At 32.6% G+C, this 18,432-nt stretch carries 13 protein-coding genes, 7 tRNA genes and 1 other RNA gene; 14 read left to right on the top strand and 7 right to left on the bottom strand.

All coding sequences use genetic code 11. The features are described 5' to 3' along the window. Nucleotides 1-167 precede the first annotated feature (167 nt). From BUR17_RS18725 to BUR17_RS18705, 5 genes are all read right to left on the bottom strand, one after another. Entirely contained in the window at nt 168-2,765 is a 2,598-nt protein-coding gene (locus tag BUR17_RS18725) for an N-6 DNA methylase (protein WP_074232015.1), read from the bottom strand. After that, the gene (locus BUR17_RS18720) at nt 2,762-3,091 is read right to left on the bottom strand and encodes a helix-turn-helix domain-containing protein (RefSeq protein ID WP_074232014.1); all 330 of its coding nucleotides are present in this window, start codon (nt 3,089-3,091) and stop codon (nt 2,762-2,764) included. The genes BUR17_RS18725 and BUR17_RS18720 overlap by 4 nt, the downstream gene beginning before the upstream one ends. Before the next feature lie 252 nt (nt 3,092-3,343). Then, nucleotides 3,344-4,060, bottom strand: a complete 717-nt coding sequence (locus BUR17_RS18715; protein ID WP_074232013.1) for a hypothetical protein — start codon at nt 4,058-4,060, stop codon at nt 3,344-3,346. A 270-nt stretch (nt 4,061-4,330) separates the two neighbouring features. Continuing rightward, a complete protein-coding gene (locus tag BUR17_RS18710) occupies nt 4,331-4,708 on the bottom strand; it encodes a hypothetical protein (RefSeq protein ID WP_074232012.1) in 378 nt (125 codons plus the stop codon). 5 nt (nt 4,709-4,713) lie between these two features. Next, nucleotides 4,714-5,178 carry a hypothetical protein gene (locus BUR17_RS18705; RefSeq protein WP_143747624.1) on the bottom strand — a complete coding sequence of 155 codons (465 nt, stop codon included), beginning with the start codon at nt 5,176-5,178 and terminating at the stop codon, nt 4,714-4,716. Between the two features lie 761 nt (nt 5,179-5,939). Here BUR17_RS18705 and BUR17_RS18700 point away from each other — a divergent pair. Then, nucleotides 5,940-6,470, top strand: a complete 531-nt coding sequence (locus tag BUR17_RS18700) for an antirestriction protein ArdA (RefSeq protein WP_074232010.1) — start codon at nt 5,940-5,942, stop codon at nt 6,468-6,470. A gap of 180 nt (nt 6,471-6,650) precedes the next feature. On the opposite strand, the gene ssrA is transcribed toward BUR17_RS18700, so the two are convergent. Then, nucleotides 6,651-7,052, bottom strand: a transfer-messenger RNA (tmRNA) gene (ssrA, locus tag BUR17_RS18695). A 521-nt stretch (nt 7,053-7,573) separates the two neighbouring features. Continuing rightward, on the bottom strand, nt 7,574-11,401 hold the full coding sequence (locus tag BUR17_RS18690; RefSeq protein WP_074232009.1) for a T9SS type B sorting domain-containing protein: 3,828 nt from the start codon (nt 11,399-11,401) through the stop codon (nt 7,574-7,576). A gap of 373 nt (nt 11,402-11,774) precedes the next feature. On the opposite strand from BUR17_RS18690, the gene rpsU reads away from it, so the two are divergent. From rpsU to BUR17_RS18625, 13 genes are all read left to right on the top strand, one after another. Then, nucleotides 11,775-11,972 (top strand): 30S ribosomal protein S21, encoded by a 198-nt coding sequence (rpsU, locus tag BUR17_RS18685; protein WP_034723363.1) that lies wholly within the window; start codon nt 11,775-11,777, stop codon nt 11,970-11,972. A gap of 82 nt (nt 11,973-12,054) precedes the next feature. Beyond that, a complete protein-coding gene (locus BUR17_RS18680) occupies nt 12,055-12,942 on the top strand; it encodes a tyrosine-type recombinase/integrase (protein ID WP_074232161.1) in 888 nt (295 codons plus the stop codon). Further along, complete coding sequence (locus BUR17_RS18675) at nt 12,939-13,229, top strand: HPF/RaiA family ribosome-associated protein (protein WP_074232008.1); 291 nt, start codon at nt 12,939-12,941, stop codon at nt 13,227-13,229. The genes BUR17_RS18680 and BUR17_RS18675 overlap by 4 nt, the downstream gene beginning before the upstream one ends. A 107-nt stretch (nt 13,230-13,336) precedes the next feature. After that, nucleotides 13,337-13,410: transfer RNA gene (locus BUR17_RS18670), tRNA-Thr, on the top strand. A 20-nt stretch (nt 13,411-13,430) separates the two neighbouring features. Next, a tRNA-Tyr gene (locus tag BUR17_RS18665) sits at nt 13,431-13,511 on the top strand. A 97-nt stretch (nt 13,512-13,608) separates the two neighbouring features. Then, nucleotides 13,609-13,681: transfer RNA gene (locus BUR17_RS18660), tRNA-Gly, on the top strand. 93 nt (nt 13,682-13,774) lie between these two features. Then, a tRNA-Thr gene (locus tag BUR17_RS18655) sits at nt 13,775-13,848 on the top strand. 20 nt (nt 13,849-13,868) lie between these two features. Then, nucleotides 13,869-13,949: transfer RNA gene (locus BUR17_RS18650), tRNA-Tyr, on the top strand. Between the two features lie 86 nt (nt 13,950-14,035). Continuing rightward, nucleotides 14,036-14,108: transfer RNA gene (locus tag BUR17_RS18645), tRNA-Gly, on the top strand. A gap of 40 nt (nt 14,109-14,148) precedes the next feature. Beyond that, nucleotides 14,149-14,220 (top strand) — tRNA-Thr (locus tag BUR17_RS18640). Between the two features lie 264 nt (nt 14,221-14,484). Beyond that, nucleotides 14,485-15,165 carry a response regulator transcription factor gene (locus tag BUR17_RS18635; protein ID WP_074232007.1) on the top strand — a complete coding sequence of 227 codons (681 nt, stop codon included), beginning with the start codon at nt 14,485-14,487 and terminating at the stop codon, nt 15,163-15,165. 32 nt (nt 15,166-15,197) lie between these two features. Continuing rightward, nucleotides 15,198-16,562, top strand: coding sequence for a sensor histidine kinase (locus BUR17_RS18630; RefSeq protein WP_074232006.1), 1,365 nt, complete (start codon nt 15,198-15,200; stop codon nt 16,560-16,562). A 624-nt stretch (nt 16,563-17,186) separates the two neighbouring features. Beyond that, a complete protein-coding gene (locus BUR17_RS18625; RefSeq protein ID WP_084550785.1) occupies nt 17,187-18,428 on the top strand; it encodes a TolC family protein in 1,242 nt (413 codons plus the stop codon). Nucleotides 18,429-18,432 lie beyond the last annotated feature (4 nt).

The following is an 18,432-nucleotide window of genomic DNA, read 5'->3' as shown; positions in this document are numbered from 1 at the left end:
TTGGTTTGGAATTGGTTGAGGATCGTGTTGGGAGGCGGTGAAAAAAGGACAAAATCGGTTTATATATTAAGAGTAATTTGTACGGTAAAATAAAATAAAAATAACCTTGACTTTTATATGTCAAGGCTACTTAATTATCGATTTTTATTTATTACAAGATTTTAAATTTATTCAATATTTATTTTAGCTGAAGCAATTTTTTCAAATTGTAATTTTAATTCTTGTTTTAACTCTTTAATCATTTTACTTTTATTGGTTATATCCATCTGCTTTTCCAAATCAAGTTTTCCTTCCGTGTTTAATGGAATGTTTATTTCTATTTTATCAATGTTTCCTAATGTAGCCTTGTGTTTATAATCGAAACCATATTTCTTCTTAATATCTTGAATTGCAAAATATATATACTCTGGAAAAATATTTTCATCATTTATCTTGAAAGCTAATCTGGATGTATTAATATAATATGGTTCAGTATGAAAAACTATATTTGTTCCTGCTGTTCCATCTCCATCACTAGCAAATGAAATGTGTGGTTCTTCTTTGGTGGCTATATTCGGAGTTTTCTTTACAGATTTATCTTTGAAATATGCAACAGGATTAAGAGTTGCTGTATAAATAGGAATATCATTTTCATTTTTAGTATCTAATTTAGCGTACGCGTCTCTTTTCATTCCTAAACTTCCAGAAAGTATTTCAAAATAGTTTTTATCTGTTAATTTTATTTGAGTACTATTTGTAGGAACTGAAGAAAATGTATCCAATTGTGATTGATATTCGGAAATTGTCTGTGTAAGACTTTCTAAATATGAATAAAATTCATCAACTTGTATTTCAAATTCCTTTTCTTTAATCCCTAAATTGATTAAAGTATCTTCATCCCATAATTGCTCGATTAGCCATGACTTTTCATAATTTGTATTGAACCATTCAAATGGAATAGATTTAAATCTAGGATCAGTAGTTTTAAAATGTTTTTTTGCACCTTTAAATTGATTATATAGTATTACCGCTTCGTTTAAATCATTTTCAGTTTTATCTAATCTATAAACATCTAAAGTTTCGCCAATATCTGATACTAGATAAGTAAAAACAGGAAAATCTTGAACGTCAGATTTGTTAAATTTTTTAGTGATACCAAGTATATATGTTTTTTTTAGTGTTGTGAAAAATGTTTTCGACGGTAAAGATATTATTGAGTCAATAAAACATTCATCAAGTATATATTTTCTTAATGCTTTATCCATTGTTCTACTCAATGTTCCATCAGGTATAACAATAAATGCTTTACCATTAGGTTTTAAAGATTTAATAATCCACTCTAAAAACAATCCTTCAATTCCTATAGAGTTTATATTATAATGATATTCCAGGCCGCTTTTCTTTATTTCTTCTTTTAAATTACTAGTTCCACTTGTAACGTATGGTGGATTTGTAAGAATAAGATCATATTCGTCTAAAATAGGCTCAGATAATGTACCTAAGATCGAATTTGTTTTAAGAATAAAACTATCATTAAATAGCTTTGAAAATTCGGTCGAAATATTTGGGTGTTCTTTTATTAAATCGGAAAAGTATATAAGCATATTAGCTTTCGCTAATATAATTGTTTTTTGCTCATCCTTATCAAAGCCCTTATCAAAACCATGTAAAGTAATTTTTGGTAGAAGTTTATTATTTTTCACTTCATAAAACTGATCTAGTTTTGTTATGACAGGTTCTAGTAGGAATTTACCTACACCACAAGCAGGGTCACAAATCTTGTAGCCCTCTTTTATGTCGTCCTTTACCATTTCTACAACTGCCCGAACAACTTTTAAAGGTGTAAAAAATTGCCCCCAATTTTTTTTACTGATACTTTCCTTTAAAAAGCTTTCAAAAAGTTGACTTTTGAAATCATAATCTATATGTTCTAACTTTCCATAGTCTTTAAATTTAGTTAGTACTTTTTTAAACACTGTGCTATAACCCTTTACAGCATTTTGGTCTTTACTAACAAATATTGTCCCATTAATTATTGTTGTTTTATCAATAGGATTTTCTGGGAATAATGATTTAATTTTTGGACGAATTGAATTTGCGTATGTTTCCAAAACTTCATCTTCAGTATTGCCGCTAAAGCTATTATATAAAGTATTAAAACTATAGATTCCTTGTAAAACACCTAAATCACTTAGATATTTAAAAATAAATAATTCAACAAAAGTATATAAGCAATTTTCAGGCGTAGCCCCACTTACAGACCATATGTCTTGCCAAATTTGCTTTGCTAAGTCAGTTGGATTTACAAGGTTTTTAGGCTTAATATGATCATTAATTTCGTTTATTGAATATTTTATTTTTTCAATTAAAGTAGGTAACTTTTCATCAATAATAGAAAAATTAGTTTTGAGCTCTTTCCCTGTCTCATCTTTAATAGTATTGCCAGTTGCAACATTAATCCAAATTGTTTGTTTTGTATCCGTTGCAATCAAAATACTTGCATCTAATTTTTTAGCAACCTCCAATTCCTGATCAATAGCCTTTTTCTTTTGCGCGTCAGTCTTAAATGTAGCAGGCTTTTTATATTCAATAACAGCGATCACATCTTTTTTTTGAACAATTAGTCCATCAATTTTCTTTTTTTCAACATTTCCATAATTTATATTTCGAATTATTCCATGTTCTTTCAAAGATTTTATGGTCGTTGCACCTATATTATAGAAATCCCATTTACCAAGCTTTTGGCAATTGTTAATCAAATCTCTTTGTAATAATTCTTCACTCATAAGTCAAAATTTATTTTGGCTTGTTTAACGTTTGTATTTTGTAGATATTTGACATTGTTATTGGCAAATGCAAAAACATTGTCAGAACAATTGTTATTATATGCTTCAACTGCGAATTTATCTGCATAAAATAAATCATTTACATGCTGAAATTCAATGTCAAAAAGTTCAGCGAGTTCTTTCAGCTTTTTTTTACTGAATTTTTGAGAATTATTTTCAATTTTACTAATTGCAAAAGCGTTAATGCCAATTTTAGCACCAAATTCGGTTTGTGTCCAACCATGCTTTTCACGTTCTTCTCTTACGAAATGTCCAAAACTTGCCATTTTTATATCTGCGTATTTTTAACTTGACCTATAATTCGCAAACTTAGATAAAGTTTGTCAATAATAAAATATAATTGTAAAAAAATATTCGGTCATTTTTAGAAATGGGCTTATTGATATTTATAGAAATAGTTGTATTTAAGCTTGAACTCTGAATAAGTTGAGTTAAAGTTTTGTGTTGTAAAGATTTGAGATTTTTTTAATAGAAATAATGACTAAATTTCAATCAGTATGCGATTTCCATATTCTTACCTATTCTCCTACATTTAACATTTCTCTGAACTTGTCCTCAATTTCTGTTATTTTTTCAGGTATTTTTTCTTTCAATTCTTTAGAAATTTCACTCATATCCTTTATCAAATGACGATAAAAGTCATCTGTTATAGATCTATTTTCTTTTATCATACCCTCTTTAAATCCATAATCCCATAATTTATTCCAATATTCATCAAGGATAATATCGAATGTATCACAAAATGATTTTGGAAAAAATAACTTATTCAATAAATAAAAGTTTCTAAAATCATTAAAAGCAACGTTTGCTCTTTCTACTCGCTCTTTTGCTTCTCTTTCAGCGTCTTGAATTATAGGGTGCATGAAACTTGTCCAATTTACCATTGCAGATTGTAGTTCTACAAGTTTTCTATATAAGTCTAAAACAACTTTAGATCTTTCTTGATGTAAATAAGAAAACTGTATTTGATGGGTAATATTATTTTTAGACAATTCAGCTTTGAGTGGCTCAATCTTATGAGATAATTTTTCATCTAAATTATTTTTATAATCTTCAAGTTGTTTATTAAAATCAAGTTTTATATTTTCTTGAATTTTAGTTAAATCCTTTACAGTTACTAATTTTGCCACCTCATTACCGAGTGCTTTCAACCAACTTTTATAAAAAATAAAATAACTTGCTACTAAAAAAAGTAAAACTGTAGTAAATACTTTTAAAATTTCAATCCCTGTCATATAATTTAAATTTTAGTTATTACAATCTCAAAGATTTATATTTAGATTGTTTTGATTTCAAATATACAAATCAATCCATACATAATTTTAAATACATAATGTAATACTCTTATTTTAAAACATAGAGAAATTCTTGAGTTGCTGTATTGAAGGTTCTTTAGCTATTATATCGCTTAATTTATCGATAATGTATTTAAGCTTTTTTTGTCGTTAATTTTTTTATTATTTGAAACAAAAGTAAATTTGAGATACGACAAAACTTGACGTGTTTTATTTAATGTTTATATATCGTGTACCAGTTCCTGCAATATTTATGATCTCTAATTTATCCTTATTATAAGAAAACAGATATAGCTTTCCTTCCTTACTTCTTAAAAAACAGCTTATGGTATCTCCTATTTTTCCAAAGTTATCACAATGACTTTTAGGATCTATTTTAAATATGTAAGGTTTTAGTAATTCTGAATCTTTTACAGTTACTGTTTTCTTCGTATTGTCAAGTACAATGTTTGTTTTTTGCGGTAGTAATTCAGTAAGAGTGTTATTTTCAACAATCTGAACCATATTATAATTAAATGTTCTTATCTGTGCAGAAACGGTTTGAGCAAAAAGAATCAATATTAAGCCTGAAAGAATTTTTACGTGCATATTTTTTAATTTTCCGAGATTAAATAACTGTTTCTTTTTTCACTCGCTTCAGTATAATTGTTAAAAACAAAGATTTCTTTTTTGATGATCTTACCTTGATAGACTTGAGCTCCATAAGAGTTAAGATATTGACTTACAATATTATCTTCAATTCTAGCTTTTGTTTCTTCATCAATGGATTGAAGCTCTTGTATCTGAGATACAATATTTAGTTCTTGTGTTCTTGTGTACTTATCTTCAACTACTACCAACCTTACGAAAATGTATGTTTTGGTTAAAGTTTCTTTATTTTGATGCGCTTCTAGTTTACGGTCAATCTCATCAAACTGTACTTTTTGATTAGCTTTAATTTTAGCCATCATAGAGTCAATATGTGGGTCGTCTCCCGTTTTAAATTTTGGTCTTGGATTTTCACATGATAAGGCGTAAAATAATAATACCGCTAGTGGGAGTAACTGAATCTTTTTCATAAATGAGTAGTGTTGTATCACTCAGTCCCTAAAGTGAAAGGTTATTAATGCAGAAAGCGTGGGACAACTACTACTTAATTTATTGAAAAGAGGCTCTGGTAAGCCCAACACCATAAACAAGAATAGCTACCCACGCCATAGGCGGGGCATCTAACTGTTTATTCTACGGTGTTTAAAATTTACCAGATTTCTTTTCAGTAGAATAAAAGCAGACGCTTTATTTTTTCGTTAAAAATTCAGCCACTAAGATATGAAATTTTTTAAATTCAGAGATTTTCTAAGTGGTAAACTACCTTTCAGATTTTATCAGATATGGAAAATTATTGATTATGAAAAGGTGAGTTTTGCTAATATATACTGCCCCATTTACCCCATACCCCTAAATTCTGTATAAAAAGTACCCCCTATGTCAAATCTCAAAAATTTTGTATATGTATCGGGACTGTACCTACTATACACTTTACGCACCCCCGTCCGAGCGTTTTTTCGGCACGCCCCTTGTCAAAGTTTTTTTTTTTTTGTGGTCTGTTTTGTCGTCCTGTCATCCAAGTAGTCAAAATCTTTTTAAAAACATTACTTTTTTGGTTAAAAACTGCTTGAAACACTTGTATTTATGGACTTTTTGTTGTACATTTATACTGCTTTTGAGAGCAACTTAGTACTAAAAATATATCTCAATATATACTTAAAAAATGCCTAGAAGTGCGGGAACACAACTAGGCGAATCAATAAATTTTAAATCACGCTTAAAACTTATCAACATGACAAATTTACGCAATTGTCTTGATACTGCTAGTATCTATGTAGGAACGTACGCCAAGTACAACAATTCAAGCCTTTACGGCAAGTGGTTAAATCTCGGAGACTATTCGGATTATGAAGATCTTTTAGAAACAATGCGGGAACTGCACAAAGACGAATCAGATCCAGAGTTCATGCTTTCCGATTACGAAAACTGCGAACTATTTGAAAAACTCGGATTGATTAGCGAATGCCATTTATCACCTGGTATTTACGAAATAGCCGAACAAATCAACAATTCAGGGCATGATCTCGAAGTTTTCGAGGCTTGTGTGGATTGTCTGGGAAAAATGGATTTTCAAAGCATTTATGAGTATGTAAATAATTTTTACTGTGGCGAATTTGCAAACGATATTGAGTTTGTAGAATATTTCTATGAAAATGATATACCGTTTAATTTACCTAACTTTGTCGTTATTGATTGGAGCGCAACGGCACGTAACATCATGGATGATTATTTTGAAAGTAACGGACATTATTTTAAATCGTAGTATATTTGTAATATTATAAACCCTTTGTATGCTTTAAAATTCAAATAGGTTTAATTAAGTTCAAACAGATTTAAAAAAGTACATTTCAAAAGTTTGGGTACAATTTTGGGTACAAAAACAAAAAAAGAGAAAATGTAATTACTTAAAATTCAATAATTTACAAATTCTCTTTAGTTTAAAAAGTGGAGTTGGAGGGATTCGAACCCTCGTCCAAACAAGCAATACATAAGATTTCTACATGCTTATTCTGCTATTGGTTTTCGACTGGAGGCAGAGAGCAGACACCCAACTTCCAGCTTATCTTCTAAAATTTTCGAGTTTTAGCCGAAGCGTCTAAAACCTTATTTCCGCATTACTATATCCCAGAATCAAACGCCGCAGAACAGAGCATTTGTGGAATATCTTGCTTCCCTACTGAAATCTTCGGGAAAACGCTTGATCTACTATACTTCGATATTAAGCTGCAAGAGCGAACTCTTCGTTGCCAGTTAAAATTTTGTAGCAAGGGATTAAAGAGATCGCGCTACGGTTCTCTGCATGCTTACTTACCCATTGGTCTTGCTGTCGAAACCAGTCAACCCCATGTTTAAAGTGAATGCAAAGATACTGTTTTTGTTTAAATTCCATTAATATTGATGAAAGCTTTTTCAATTAAACTTTTTATTTGGAGCTTTATCCCGCTTTTCATTACAATTCCTCATTACGCGGCTCCACTTCGTTCCGCCGCTCCATTGCGGGATTTTCATTGCAATCGGGGCTAGAGTTATTAGTATGTAGTTTAAATACTTAGCAGCATCTACAAAGTTTGGTATAGATTATTTTAACACATATTCATTATTGTTTTTACAGAATAAATCAAAAAAAATCTGTGCCATCTGCAAAATTCGCGAGATATTTTAAAACATAAGTCCCCATCAATCTTTAAAAATTTATCAAAACTAAAGATTGGTTTCCTTAAAAATTAGTTCCGAAGGAATAATTCAACGGAGGATTGAGTGAAATCCGATTATATTTATTTAAAAATCTTATTCAAGTACAACAAAAAAGTGCCGGAAATAATTCCGACACTTGTATTTAAATTAAATTTTATCCTAAACCGAACATTAATCTCTGTTTTTTAACAAAATCCAACCAGATATTTGTACTGGTTTTTTGGTAATTCTATCTTCCCAACTTAATTTATACCAGTATGTTTCTGTAGGTAGAGGTCTGCCAATGTATTTACCATCCCAAATCGGTGTTTTGGGTGATGCTTTGAATACTGTTTTTCCATATCGGTCAAAAATGCCTCCTTCAAAATTTCCGTATTTGCTGATTTCACTAAAATCAATGACATCATTTTTGCCATCGCTATTTGGTGTAATGACATTTGCCATAAAGAACGTGTAATATTCAGTCGAAGTTTCACACGTTGCGCCTTGGTATTTTACCTTTATGGAATATTGAGTGTTTTTCATTACACTGAATACATTTGAATTTTGCCAGGTTACTCCATTGTCTATAGAATATTCTAAGGGTAGATTTCCAGTGTTTTTAATAATGATTGTTAATAGATTATTGTTGTAAGTGATTTCTTTAATTTCTGGGGTTACAATATACCCTACGGTTGCGGTGAAAGTTTTTGAACAAACTCCATTGCTGATGGTAACTGCATAAGTTCCGGCTGTTGTTGTATTTATTGTTTGTGTTGTTGCTCCTGTGTTCCAGATGTAGGTGTAGTTAGGCCCGGCTCCTGCATCTAAAACTCCTTTGTCGCCTTTGCAGATTTCAATACTGTGTAATGTTGAAGTGATTTCCGGTACTACAGTAATGGTAATTGTTGCTGGATTTGCTGCTGCACACCCATTTGCTCCTATTCCGGTTACGGTGTAGGTTGTGGTGGTGGTTGGTGAAACAGTTTGTGTGCTTCCGTTGCCAGTTATTCCTGTCCAGTTGTAAGTACTTGCTCCAATTGCAGTAAGAGTAGTAGATTCTCCTTTACAAATTGTGGTTTTGATTGCTGAAATATTTATTATTGGAGGAGTGGTGTTTTTAATAGCGTTTACAGAAGCTTGTTTTGTACATCCATTTACTGTTGCACTCGTAATGGTTAAAGTATAGGTTCCTGCATTATTTACTATTGGAGTTAGTGTATTTGCTCCTGAAACAATATTTCCACCTCCCGTTGCTGTCCATAAAAACGTAGCTCCGGGTTGATAAGTAGAAAGTGTTGCATTTAGAGTGATTTGTGTGTTTGTACAGTTTATTTCTCCAGGTGCATTAATATTGACAATAATTGCAGGATCCATAATTGTTGTTACAGATTTTGTGTATTGACAACCGTCTGGAGTTGTCACTGTTACGGTATGAATTCCCGGAGTATTTATTGTTGCTGTTGCTGTGTTTGCTCCGTTTGACCATAAAAATGTGTTTCCTGTTCCGTTTGCTGTAGCTGTTAATGTTGTTGAGGTGCCTTCGCAGAATGTTAATGTTCCAGAAATTTGAACATTAGGATTTATTCCCTGAGTAATATTTATTGAAACAGGTTCACTTGTACACATTCCATTATTATAAATTAAAGTGTATGTTCCGGGCGTAGTAACGGTTATTGTTTGTGTTGTTGCGCCATTTGACCAGGTATTTCCTGTTGCAAAATTTGATGTTAAGGTAACCGGATTGTTGTTACAAATTATATTAGATGAACTTGTAATTATAGGAATTGGTTTTAAATTAACAATTAACTGTAATTCTGCAATTCTAGAACAAGAACCGGTTTTAACTAAAACATAAATGATTGTATTTCCGGAAGTGTAAGTTGTCGGAACCGGGATTGTGTTACCATTTTCTGCTAAAGCATCAGCTTGATTCTGGTAATAACTAAAGGTAACTCCCGGACTTGTGCTGATATTTGGTTGAGCTGAAACTAAATTAAATGTTCCTGTATTTGAGTTGGAACACAAACTTAAAGATGTGTTTTGCGTAACCGGAACTGCTCCTTGAGTAACCGTCACAGATTTTGTATACTGACAGTTGGCTGGAGTTGTTACAGTTACGGTGTAGGTTCCTGGGCTAGAAACTGAAATTATATTTCCTGCAGCTCCGGTTGACCATACATAAGTGTTTCCTGCTCCATTAGAAGTTGCGGTTAAGTTAGAGGGAGATCCGCAACTAATCAGATTTCCTGAAATTTGAAGATTGGGATCAGCTTCCATTGTTAAAGTGACTGAAGTAGGTGCGCTTGTACAAATTCCATTAGAAACAACTACTGAATAAGTTCCGCCAGTTGTTACGGTGATGGTTTGTGTTGTGGCACCATTTGACCAGGTGTTTCCTGTTGCTGCGCTGGAAGTTAATGTTACATTTCCTCCAAAGCAGATTGTGGGAGATGAGCTTGTGATTGTTGGCGCAGAAAGTTGGGTCACATTTAATTGTAATGTAACAACTTTTGCGCAGGTTGTCGATTTTACTCTCACATAAATTGTAGCATTTCCTGAAGTAAAAGTTGTTGGGGTAGCTATTGTACTTGTATTTCCGGCAATAGCATCTGCCTGATTTACATAATAGTCGAACGTTACTCCTGGAGTTGTACTGATATTTGGTTCTGCAGTAGTTAAATTAAAAACCGCAGTTGTTGTATTGGAACAATTTGCTAATGTTGCGTTTTGAGTTACCGGAACAACGCCTTGTATCACAGTTGCAGATTTTGTGTATTGGCAATTTGCTAAAGTTTTTACAGTTACGGTGTAAGTTCCGGGAGTTGTCACGTTGATGGCAGCTGTTGTAGCTCCGGTTGACCATAAATAAGTATTCCCCGTTCCGGTTGAGGTAGCTGTAAGAGTAGTGGAGCTGGCTTCGCATAAAACTAAATTACCGCTAATCTGCGGATTTGCATCGGTGTCTTGAGTAATGTTTATTGAAGCTTGTGGGCTTGTGCAGACTCCATTAGTGCTTGTTAAAGTATACGTTCCGGGAGTTGTTACTGTGATGGATGGTGTAGTTTCTCCTGTTGACCAGGTGTTTCCTATAGCATTGTTGGAGGTTAGAATAATACTTCCTCCTGGACAAAGTTTGGTTGTAGATGAAGATATTGAAGCGGTTAAACTTCTGTCTTTGAAAACAATAGCATTAGTCTGTTTACAAGAACTGGCTGTGCTCGTTGGATTGTTTGGGTCTTGATAACTAATACTGTAGTAATAAGTTGTTGTTGTATTTACTGTAGTTGGAGTGGTTATCGGATTTGTTCCTGTTGCTGCATTGTTTGCAGTGTTGTAATAATTTACTGTGAAATTAGGATTCCCATTTATAATTCCCGCAGATAGAGTATTAAAGTTAAAAGTTGCGGTATTTCCACAAATTCCAATTTCTCTTGGTGAGTTTGCGTTTGGTCCTGCTGTTCCTGGTGGGATAAACGGATTCGGAGCAGTTGTAGAATTGGTAAAAGGAGAGACAAATGTTGCTGTTCCTCCCCATGTTAAATTAAATGTGTATACGGTTGATGACCAGTTGTCAATATATAAATAATAGGTTTGACCAGCTACAACATCCATATATCTACAGTAAGGATTGGTGTTTCCGGCTCCTGATGAAGTGTTGGTATTGGTCATGTTCATCCCGGTATTGGTGAAATTTCCCGAAGCATTACATCTGATTGGTGTACCTCTGTTTGAGCAGGTTACATTGGGGCCGTAAATTGCCCAGTCGTAATCAACAGGTCCGGTTGGTACAAGATCGAAAGTTAAAGTTCCGCTTGTCGCAATAGTAAATTTGTACCATACGGAATGATTTTCAAAAGAAAGACATCCGCCAAGTGTTTCATTAATATTTCCTATTCCTGAAGGAGTATAGTTGATGTTTGAATTTCCGCACACTGTAATTGCAGAGTTGCAATCTTCCTGAGCAAAAGCTGAAATTTGGAAGATGAATAATAAAGAAAAGAGTAATTTTTTTATCATATCTGAAAATTTAGAGTGTTTTTTTTGTATTAAGCCATCAATAACTCCATATAGTTAAATAAAGAGTTTTTAAAGTGATGTTGGTGTAAGTCTTTTAATTGTCGTAAGAGGTGACAGGATAGAGTAAATAGCTATTCATCATCGTGTTTTGTTTGGATTAGCTACAAATTTATATAAATAATGTTAATTAGGGACTTTTTTTTAATGAAATTACATTTTTTTATTAATTATTAAGATTAATAAATGTGTAAAACACCTTGTTTATTAAATGAAATAAATAATATTTAATAGATGTTTTTATTTTTTTTAACCCTAAAGTTTTGTAGTTTCATAAAAAACCTTTAGTTTTGCAATCCAAAATGAGATGTAATATATGTTAATAATTCCAGTAAAAGACGGAGAGTCTATCGACAGAGCGTTAAAAAAATATAAAAGAAAATTTGATAAAACGGGTACAGTTCGTCAATTAAGATCTAGACAAGCTTTTATCAAGCCTTCTGTAACTCTTAGACAATCTAGGCTGAAAGCAGCTTATAAGCAAAGAGGATTAAGCAAGGAAGAGCAAGCTTAAGAAATTTTCTTAAACACATACTAAATCACTTCTTAAATAGTTATATTTGAGAAGTGATTTTTTGTTTTTTATAATGACCATGATTCAAGATAGATTTTTAGATTATCTGCAGTTCGAAAAGAGGTATTCTCCTCATACCATTACAAGTTATCGTCGTGATCTTGACGATTTTTATTCTTTTTATCTCAAAACCGAATCCTCAGAAGACCTTCTGAAGGTAGACAAAAAAATAATCAGAAATTTTGTTGTTGAACTTAGTGAAAATGGTATTTCAAAAAGAACAGTTAACAGGAAGCTTTCTACGCTTCGAAGTTTTTATTTATTTCTTCTAAAATTGGGTGAAATTGAAGTTTCTCCGGTCGAAAGCGTATCATCACTGAAATTTTATCCTGAACCGCAGATTCCTCTCTCACAGGATGAAATGGGTGTTTTACAAAATGAAATATTTTCTGAAGTAGAAGATTTGCTTGTAAAATCTATTATCGAAGTTTTATATCAAACAGGAATTCGTAAATCTGAACTTTGTGGCTTGATATTTGAACGAGTGAACTTAGAAGAAAATGAACTTAAAATTTCAGGAAAAGGTAATAAGGAAAGATATATACCGATTTCTGAGAGTTTGAGTTCTTTGCTTAAAGGCTATCGTAAGACACGAAAACCACAGGAGGAATTTAAGTCTTATTTTTTTATCAATAAAAAGGGAAAAAAACTGACCGAAAAATTTGTCTATGTAGTAGTTAATAAGTACCTTAGTCTTATAACTTCTAAACAAAAAAGAAGTCCTCATATTTTAAGACACAGCTTCGCGACGCATGTTTTAGACAATGGGGCAGAGATATCAAAAGTTAAAAAAATATTGGGTCATTCTAGTCTTGCAAGCACACAAGTGTACACTAATGCCAATATTGAACAGTTGAAAAAAGTGTTTAATCAGTCTCATCCAAGAGCAATTAAAAAAGAAGAATTATGAAGATTTCAGTACAAGCAATCGGCTTAACTCCACACGAACCACTAGAGTCACATGTAGACAAAAAAGTAAGTAAACTAGGTACATTTTATGACAAGATTCAGGAATGTAAAGTGTTTTTGAAAGTTGAAAATAATGCAGACAAAATAAATAAAACCACCGAATTGATTTTGGTCGTTCCGGGTGATGATATTGTAGTAAAAAAGACATCTTCGAGTTTTGAAGAAAGTTTAGATCTTTGTGTTGATGCGGCTAAGAAACTGTTAATCAAGAAAAAAGAACTAGCGTAATAAAAAAAGTAAAAAAACTTTGATAAAAAGTTTGAGATTTCAAAAAATCTGTTCTATATTTGCAATCGCAAAAAAGAACATCGATCTTTTGAAATCTTTTTAATTTTGCCTCCATAGCTCAGTTGGCTAGAGCAGCTGATTTGTAATCAGCAGGTCGTGGGTTCGAGTCCCTCTGGAGGCTCAATTTAATATAAAATATCTGGGGAGATTCCAGAGTGGCTAAATGGGACTGACTGTAACTCAGTTGCTTCGGCTTCGTAGGTTCGAATCCTGCTCTCCCCACATTTTATGTTAAAAATAATTAAAAAAAAGTCTTGCAGGTTCGAAATAAATTTTCTAGATTTGCACACCGTTAACCAATAGTTTTGGAAACAAAATTGCGAAAGTAGCTCAGTTGGTAGAGCGTCAGCCTTCCAAGCTGAATGTCGCGAGTTCGACCCTCGTCTTTCGCTCAAATTTCACACCATATTAGGCGTGATTTTTTTAACAGCTGTCACAGCGCAGAGTAGAATTTCTCTGAAAGCGTACAGTTTTATTTTTAAATTGCCTCCGTAGCTCAGCTGGCTAGAGCAGCTGATTTGTAATCAGCAGGTCGTGGGTTCGAGTCCCTCTGGAGGCTCAATTTAATATAAAATATCTGGGGAGATTCCAGAGTGGCTAAATGGGACTGACTGTAACTCAGTTGCTTCGGCTTCGTAGGTTCGAATCCTGCTCTCCCCACGTTTTATATTAAAAAAAGTCTTGCAATTTTTAAAGGTTTTCCTTAAATTTGCACAGCGTTTACCAATAATTTTGGAAACAAAATTGCGGAAGTAGCTCAGTTGGTAGAGCGTCAGCCTTCCAAGCTGAATGTCGCGAGTTCGACCCTCGTCTTCCGCTCAACAAAAATCATACTCTATAGTGTGATTTTTTTGTTTAGGCCGACTTAGCTCAGCGGTAGAGTGCTTCCTTGGTAAGGAAGAGGTCACGGGTTCAAGTCCCGTAGTTGGCTCACTTTTTATCCCGATTTCTTCGGGATTTTTTTTGCCTTAAACTTTAGATATAAAAGCATTCCAATTTCTAATATTCTTTTAAAATAAGCAAAACCTTTTTCAAATTAAAGTTTAATATTATTTTAATCAATCATAATATAAAGTTTAAAAGACTTTAGAAAGAAGTCTTTAGGAAACCTGAAAATTAAACTTAAAGGTTGTATCAAATCAATTCCATCAAATAATCCTGAAATTTTCATTAAATTCGTTATAAATATTTCTTGATGAACATTCTCTTATTAGAAGACGACCTTATTCTCTCCGCAGAGTTGAGTAAATTTTTAGAATCAAATCAATTTACATGTGATAAAATTTATGACGGCGAAACTTTTCTCCGCCAGATAAAGAATAATGTGTACGATTTATATCTTTTAGACATTAATGTTCCAAAAGTTAATGGTTTGGATGTTTGTCAGACCATTCGCTCTTTTGATAAAAATACGCCGATCATTATCATTTCAGCTTACGGAGATATTTCCGATAAGAAAGATGCTTTTACGAGATTGGCAGATGATTATTTGGTGAAACCTTTTCAGTTTGAAGAATTATTGCTTAGAATGAACTCACTTTTAAGAAGAAAAGTACCTTCCGATAATATAGATCTAGATATTATCAGGATCGATGATCTAATTATCAATAAAACCGAACAAAAAGTATTTCGTGCAGGTAATGAAATTGCGTTGACCTTAAAAGAGTTTCAGCTTCTTGTTTATCTTGCAGAAGCGCAGGGAAGAACGGTTTCTAAACAGCAGATCACCGAAAATGTCTGGGAACATAATTTTAATACCAATACCAATACGGTAGAAGTTTACATCAATTTTTTAAGAAAGAAGATCGACAAAGAATATAAAGTAAAGTTGATTCACACCAGATCTGGTTTTGGTTATTACCTAAATCCTTTATAATGTAACTAACAACGCAACTAAAAACCATCTGAATGTCTTTAAAAAGAAAGATCGCGCTTACTTTAAGTATTTCATTTTCGCTTCTTTTTGGGGTGGTTTTGATCATTATTTATATTTCTTTTAATGATTTCCGCAGGGAAGAATTTAAAGACCGATTTGTAAGACGATTAGGGTTTACCACCAATTTTATTTCAAAATCTAAAAATTTTGAGAACGAAGCGCCTATCTTTTTTAATGAAAATTCAGATAACTTCCTTCTTAATGAAACTATTCTGATTTTTAATGCTGATAAAGAACTTATTTATAGCACAATAAAAGATCAGAAAGTAACCTGGAGCAAAGAACTTCTTATTGAACTCGACAAGAAAAAAGACATTTATAATGAAGAAACCGTTCCTGAAGTTTACGCTGCTTTAAAAAATATCAACGGAGAGAATTATTACATTCTCACCAGTGCTTACGATACCAACGGAAAATCGAAGCTTGAGTATTTGAAATACCTTTTAATTACAGCTTTTATTACCTGTACTTTGCTGATTGGTTTTTTCAGTTATTATTTTATGGGAAAATTTCTTCAACCTTTGGAAGATTTGAACAAAGAAATCTCGGAGGTCACGGCTCATAAACTGACGACACAAATTCCAGTGGAGCAGTCCAATGATGAGATCAGTATTTTGGCGCAGTCTTTTAATACAATGATTGTACGATTGAATGATGTTTTTCAGTCCCAAAAAGATTTTACGGCAAGTGCATCCCACGAAATCAGGACTCCGATTACAAGAATGGCTTTTCAGCTGGAAAATTTAATTAAACTAGAGCAACATTCTCCTGAAACTCTTTCCGCTTTGAAACAGATGTTGAAAGATGTTTACCAATTATCTGATCTTACAAATTCATTGTTGTTGCTCACAAAATTCGATAAAGAGAATATTCAGAGTATTTATGAAGAAGTAAGAATAGATGAAGTAATTTTTGAATCTTTCGACCGTGTACAGAAAAGTTATCCCAATCTTAAAATGGATTTCCTGATCTCTGAAGAAACTCAGGAAAATGCTTTTCTTACAATCAATGGAGTGCAGTCACTTTTAGATATAGTCTTTATTAATTTATTGAAAAACGCTGCGGTATATTCTGATAATGCTGATGTGAAAATTCTGATCACTGAAAATGAAACTCATCTCTCAGTAGATGTGTTTTCAGAAGGGAATACCATTTCGGAAGAAGAACAACCGAAACTTTTTGAAGCTTTCATGCGCGGAAACAATTCTCAGAATATTTCCGGTTCCGGTCTTGGGCTTCGAATTGCAAAAAGAATTTTAGAATATCATAATGCAAATATTCAATACAATTCTCCTTCTGAAAACATGAACAAGTTCAGCGTTATTTTTAATAAATAAAAAGCTTGTTTAAACTTTAATAGTTGGTAATCGCAAAGGCGCAATTTATGGTATAAACTGTTTTAGGACGCAAGGATTTTATCTACGATAAAATTTACTGTTTATTTCTAGATTCTTTATGAAGTTTTTTAGTCACACTGAGCGAAGTCGAAGTGTTTTGCGCCTTAAAAACGAAAAAAATAAAAAAATTGCGCCTTTGCGTTTCCAACAAAATATTATAATATAAAAGTTTAAACAGTTTAAAAATTTAGGTCCCCAAAAAATTAAACTAGTTTTATAGTTAAGAGATGCTAAAATAATCTGCTTAATTCGCACAATCTGCGAGAGTATTTTATCATTCAATTTTAAAATAAAATCTGTGAAATCTGTGGGAAAAATTATAACCATTAAGATTTATTAAGGAGTTAAGAATATTAAGCTGAGCTTACTTTAAGTACTTATCATTTTAAAATCTATTTGATTTTTCTTAATAAAACTTAACTTCTTAAATTCCCTTAATGGTTCCAAATTAATAGTTCAGAAAATATTTTCATTCCCTCCCAAAACCAAATTTAATTTTTTTTTAAGCCTCCTTTAAGTTCGTTTTAATCGAGCAGCCGCACTTTTGTCATCAAAATTGAGAGAATGAACAAAATTGCAGGACTGTTCGTGGTGATTTCTTCGATGATATCGGCGCAGCAGCAAATGTCGCTTTTGGAGTGCGAAAATGCCTTTCAGCAAAACAATCTTCAGCTTCTTGCCGAGCAATACAGCATCAATATGGCAGATGCAGATATTTTGCAGGCGAAGATCTGGGAACTTCCGCAGATGAGTGGCTATATCAATGCTTACAATCCCCAAGACAAAAGAGTTTTGGATGCAGGAAGAGCAAAAGGTTTCGAAGTTACCCAACTGATCTATATGGGTGGGAAAAAGAAAAACGAGATCGCTTTTGCAAGATCTAATAAAGAACTAGCGCAATTACAGTTTTCACAGCTTTTGGTAGAGCTGAGAACACAGCTTCATACCAATTACTACAATCTTTACTACGAAAAACTCAAGCTTGAAAATACCAACAAGCAATTAGGGTATATGAATGACCTTTTGAAGGCGTATAAAGTACAGTCTGCAAAAGGAAATGTTTCGTTGAAAGATGAAGTAAGACTTCAAAGCATCGTTATTCAGCTGAACAATGACAAAGTAGGCATCAATAAAAATCTTTTAGAGTTTGAGCAGAACCTTAAAGTTCTTACCGGAATTACTGAAAATATCGAGCCTCAGATTTCAGATGAAGAAGCGAAGTTGGTTTTAACGGCACAACCTTTCGGTGATGATGAAGAACTGAAAAGAAAAGCGCTAGAAAACAACGCCGATTATTTATTCATTTTAAAGCTGATTGATAATTCTAAATTATATGCGCAGTGGCAAAAATCGTTGAATGTTCCCGATTTAAATGTTGGTGCAGAATATGATCAGGCTTCCGGAACTTTTAATAATGAAATTAATTTGAAGGTCGGAATTCCTATTCCATTGTGGAAAAGCAATAAAGGAAATGTAGAAAAAGCCAATTACGCTATTAAGCAGAATCAGAAAACTGCAGAATTCCAAAAACTCAATTTAGAAACAAAAGTGCAGTCTGCTTTTCAAATCTGGAAAACCCAATACGATCAATTAGCCGAAATAAAATCTACCGACTTAAGTAATCTTGATCTTGTCTATGACGGAATGCTTAAAAATTTCAGAAACGGAAACATTAGTTTAATTGAGTTTACAGATTTCATGGAAAGCTATCGTCAAACCGCACTGCAGATTTATGATATGAAAAACGATTTGATGGAATCTGCCATTCAGCTTAATCAATTAGTACAAACCAAAATCTTCTATTAACAAT

Origin of the sequence: Chryseobacterium scophthalmum (genome assembly GCF_900143185.1) — a bacterium.
GTDB lineage: Bacteria > Bacteroidota > Bacteroidia > Flavobacteriales > Weeksellaceae > Chryseobacterium > Chryseobacterium scophthalmum.
Note: the sequence above shows the minus strand (reverse complement) of the source record. Positions and strands in the feature narration are given on the sequence as shown.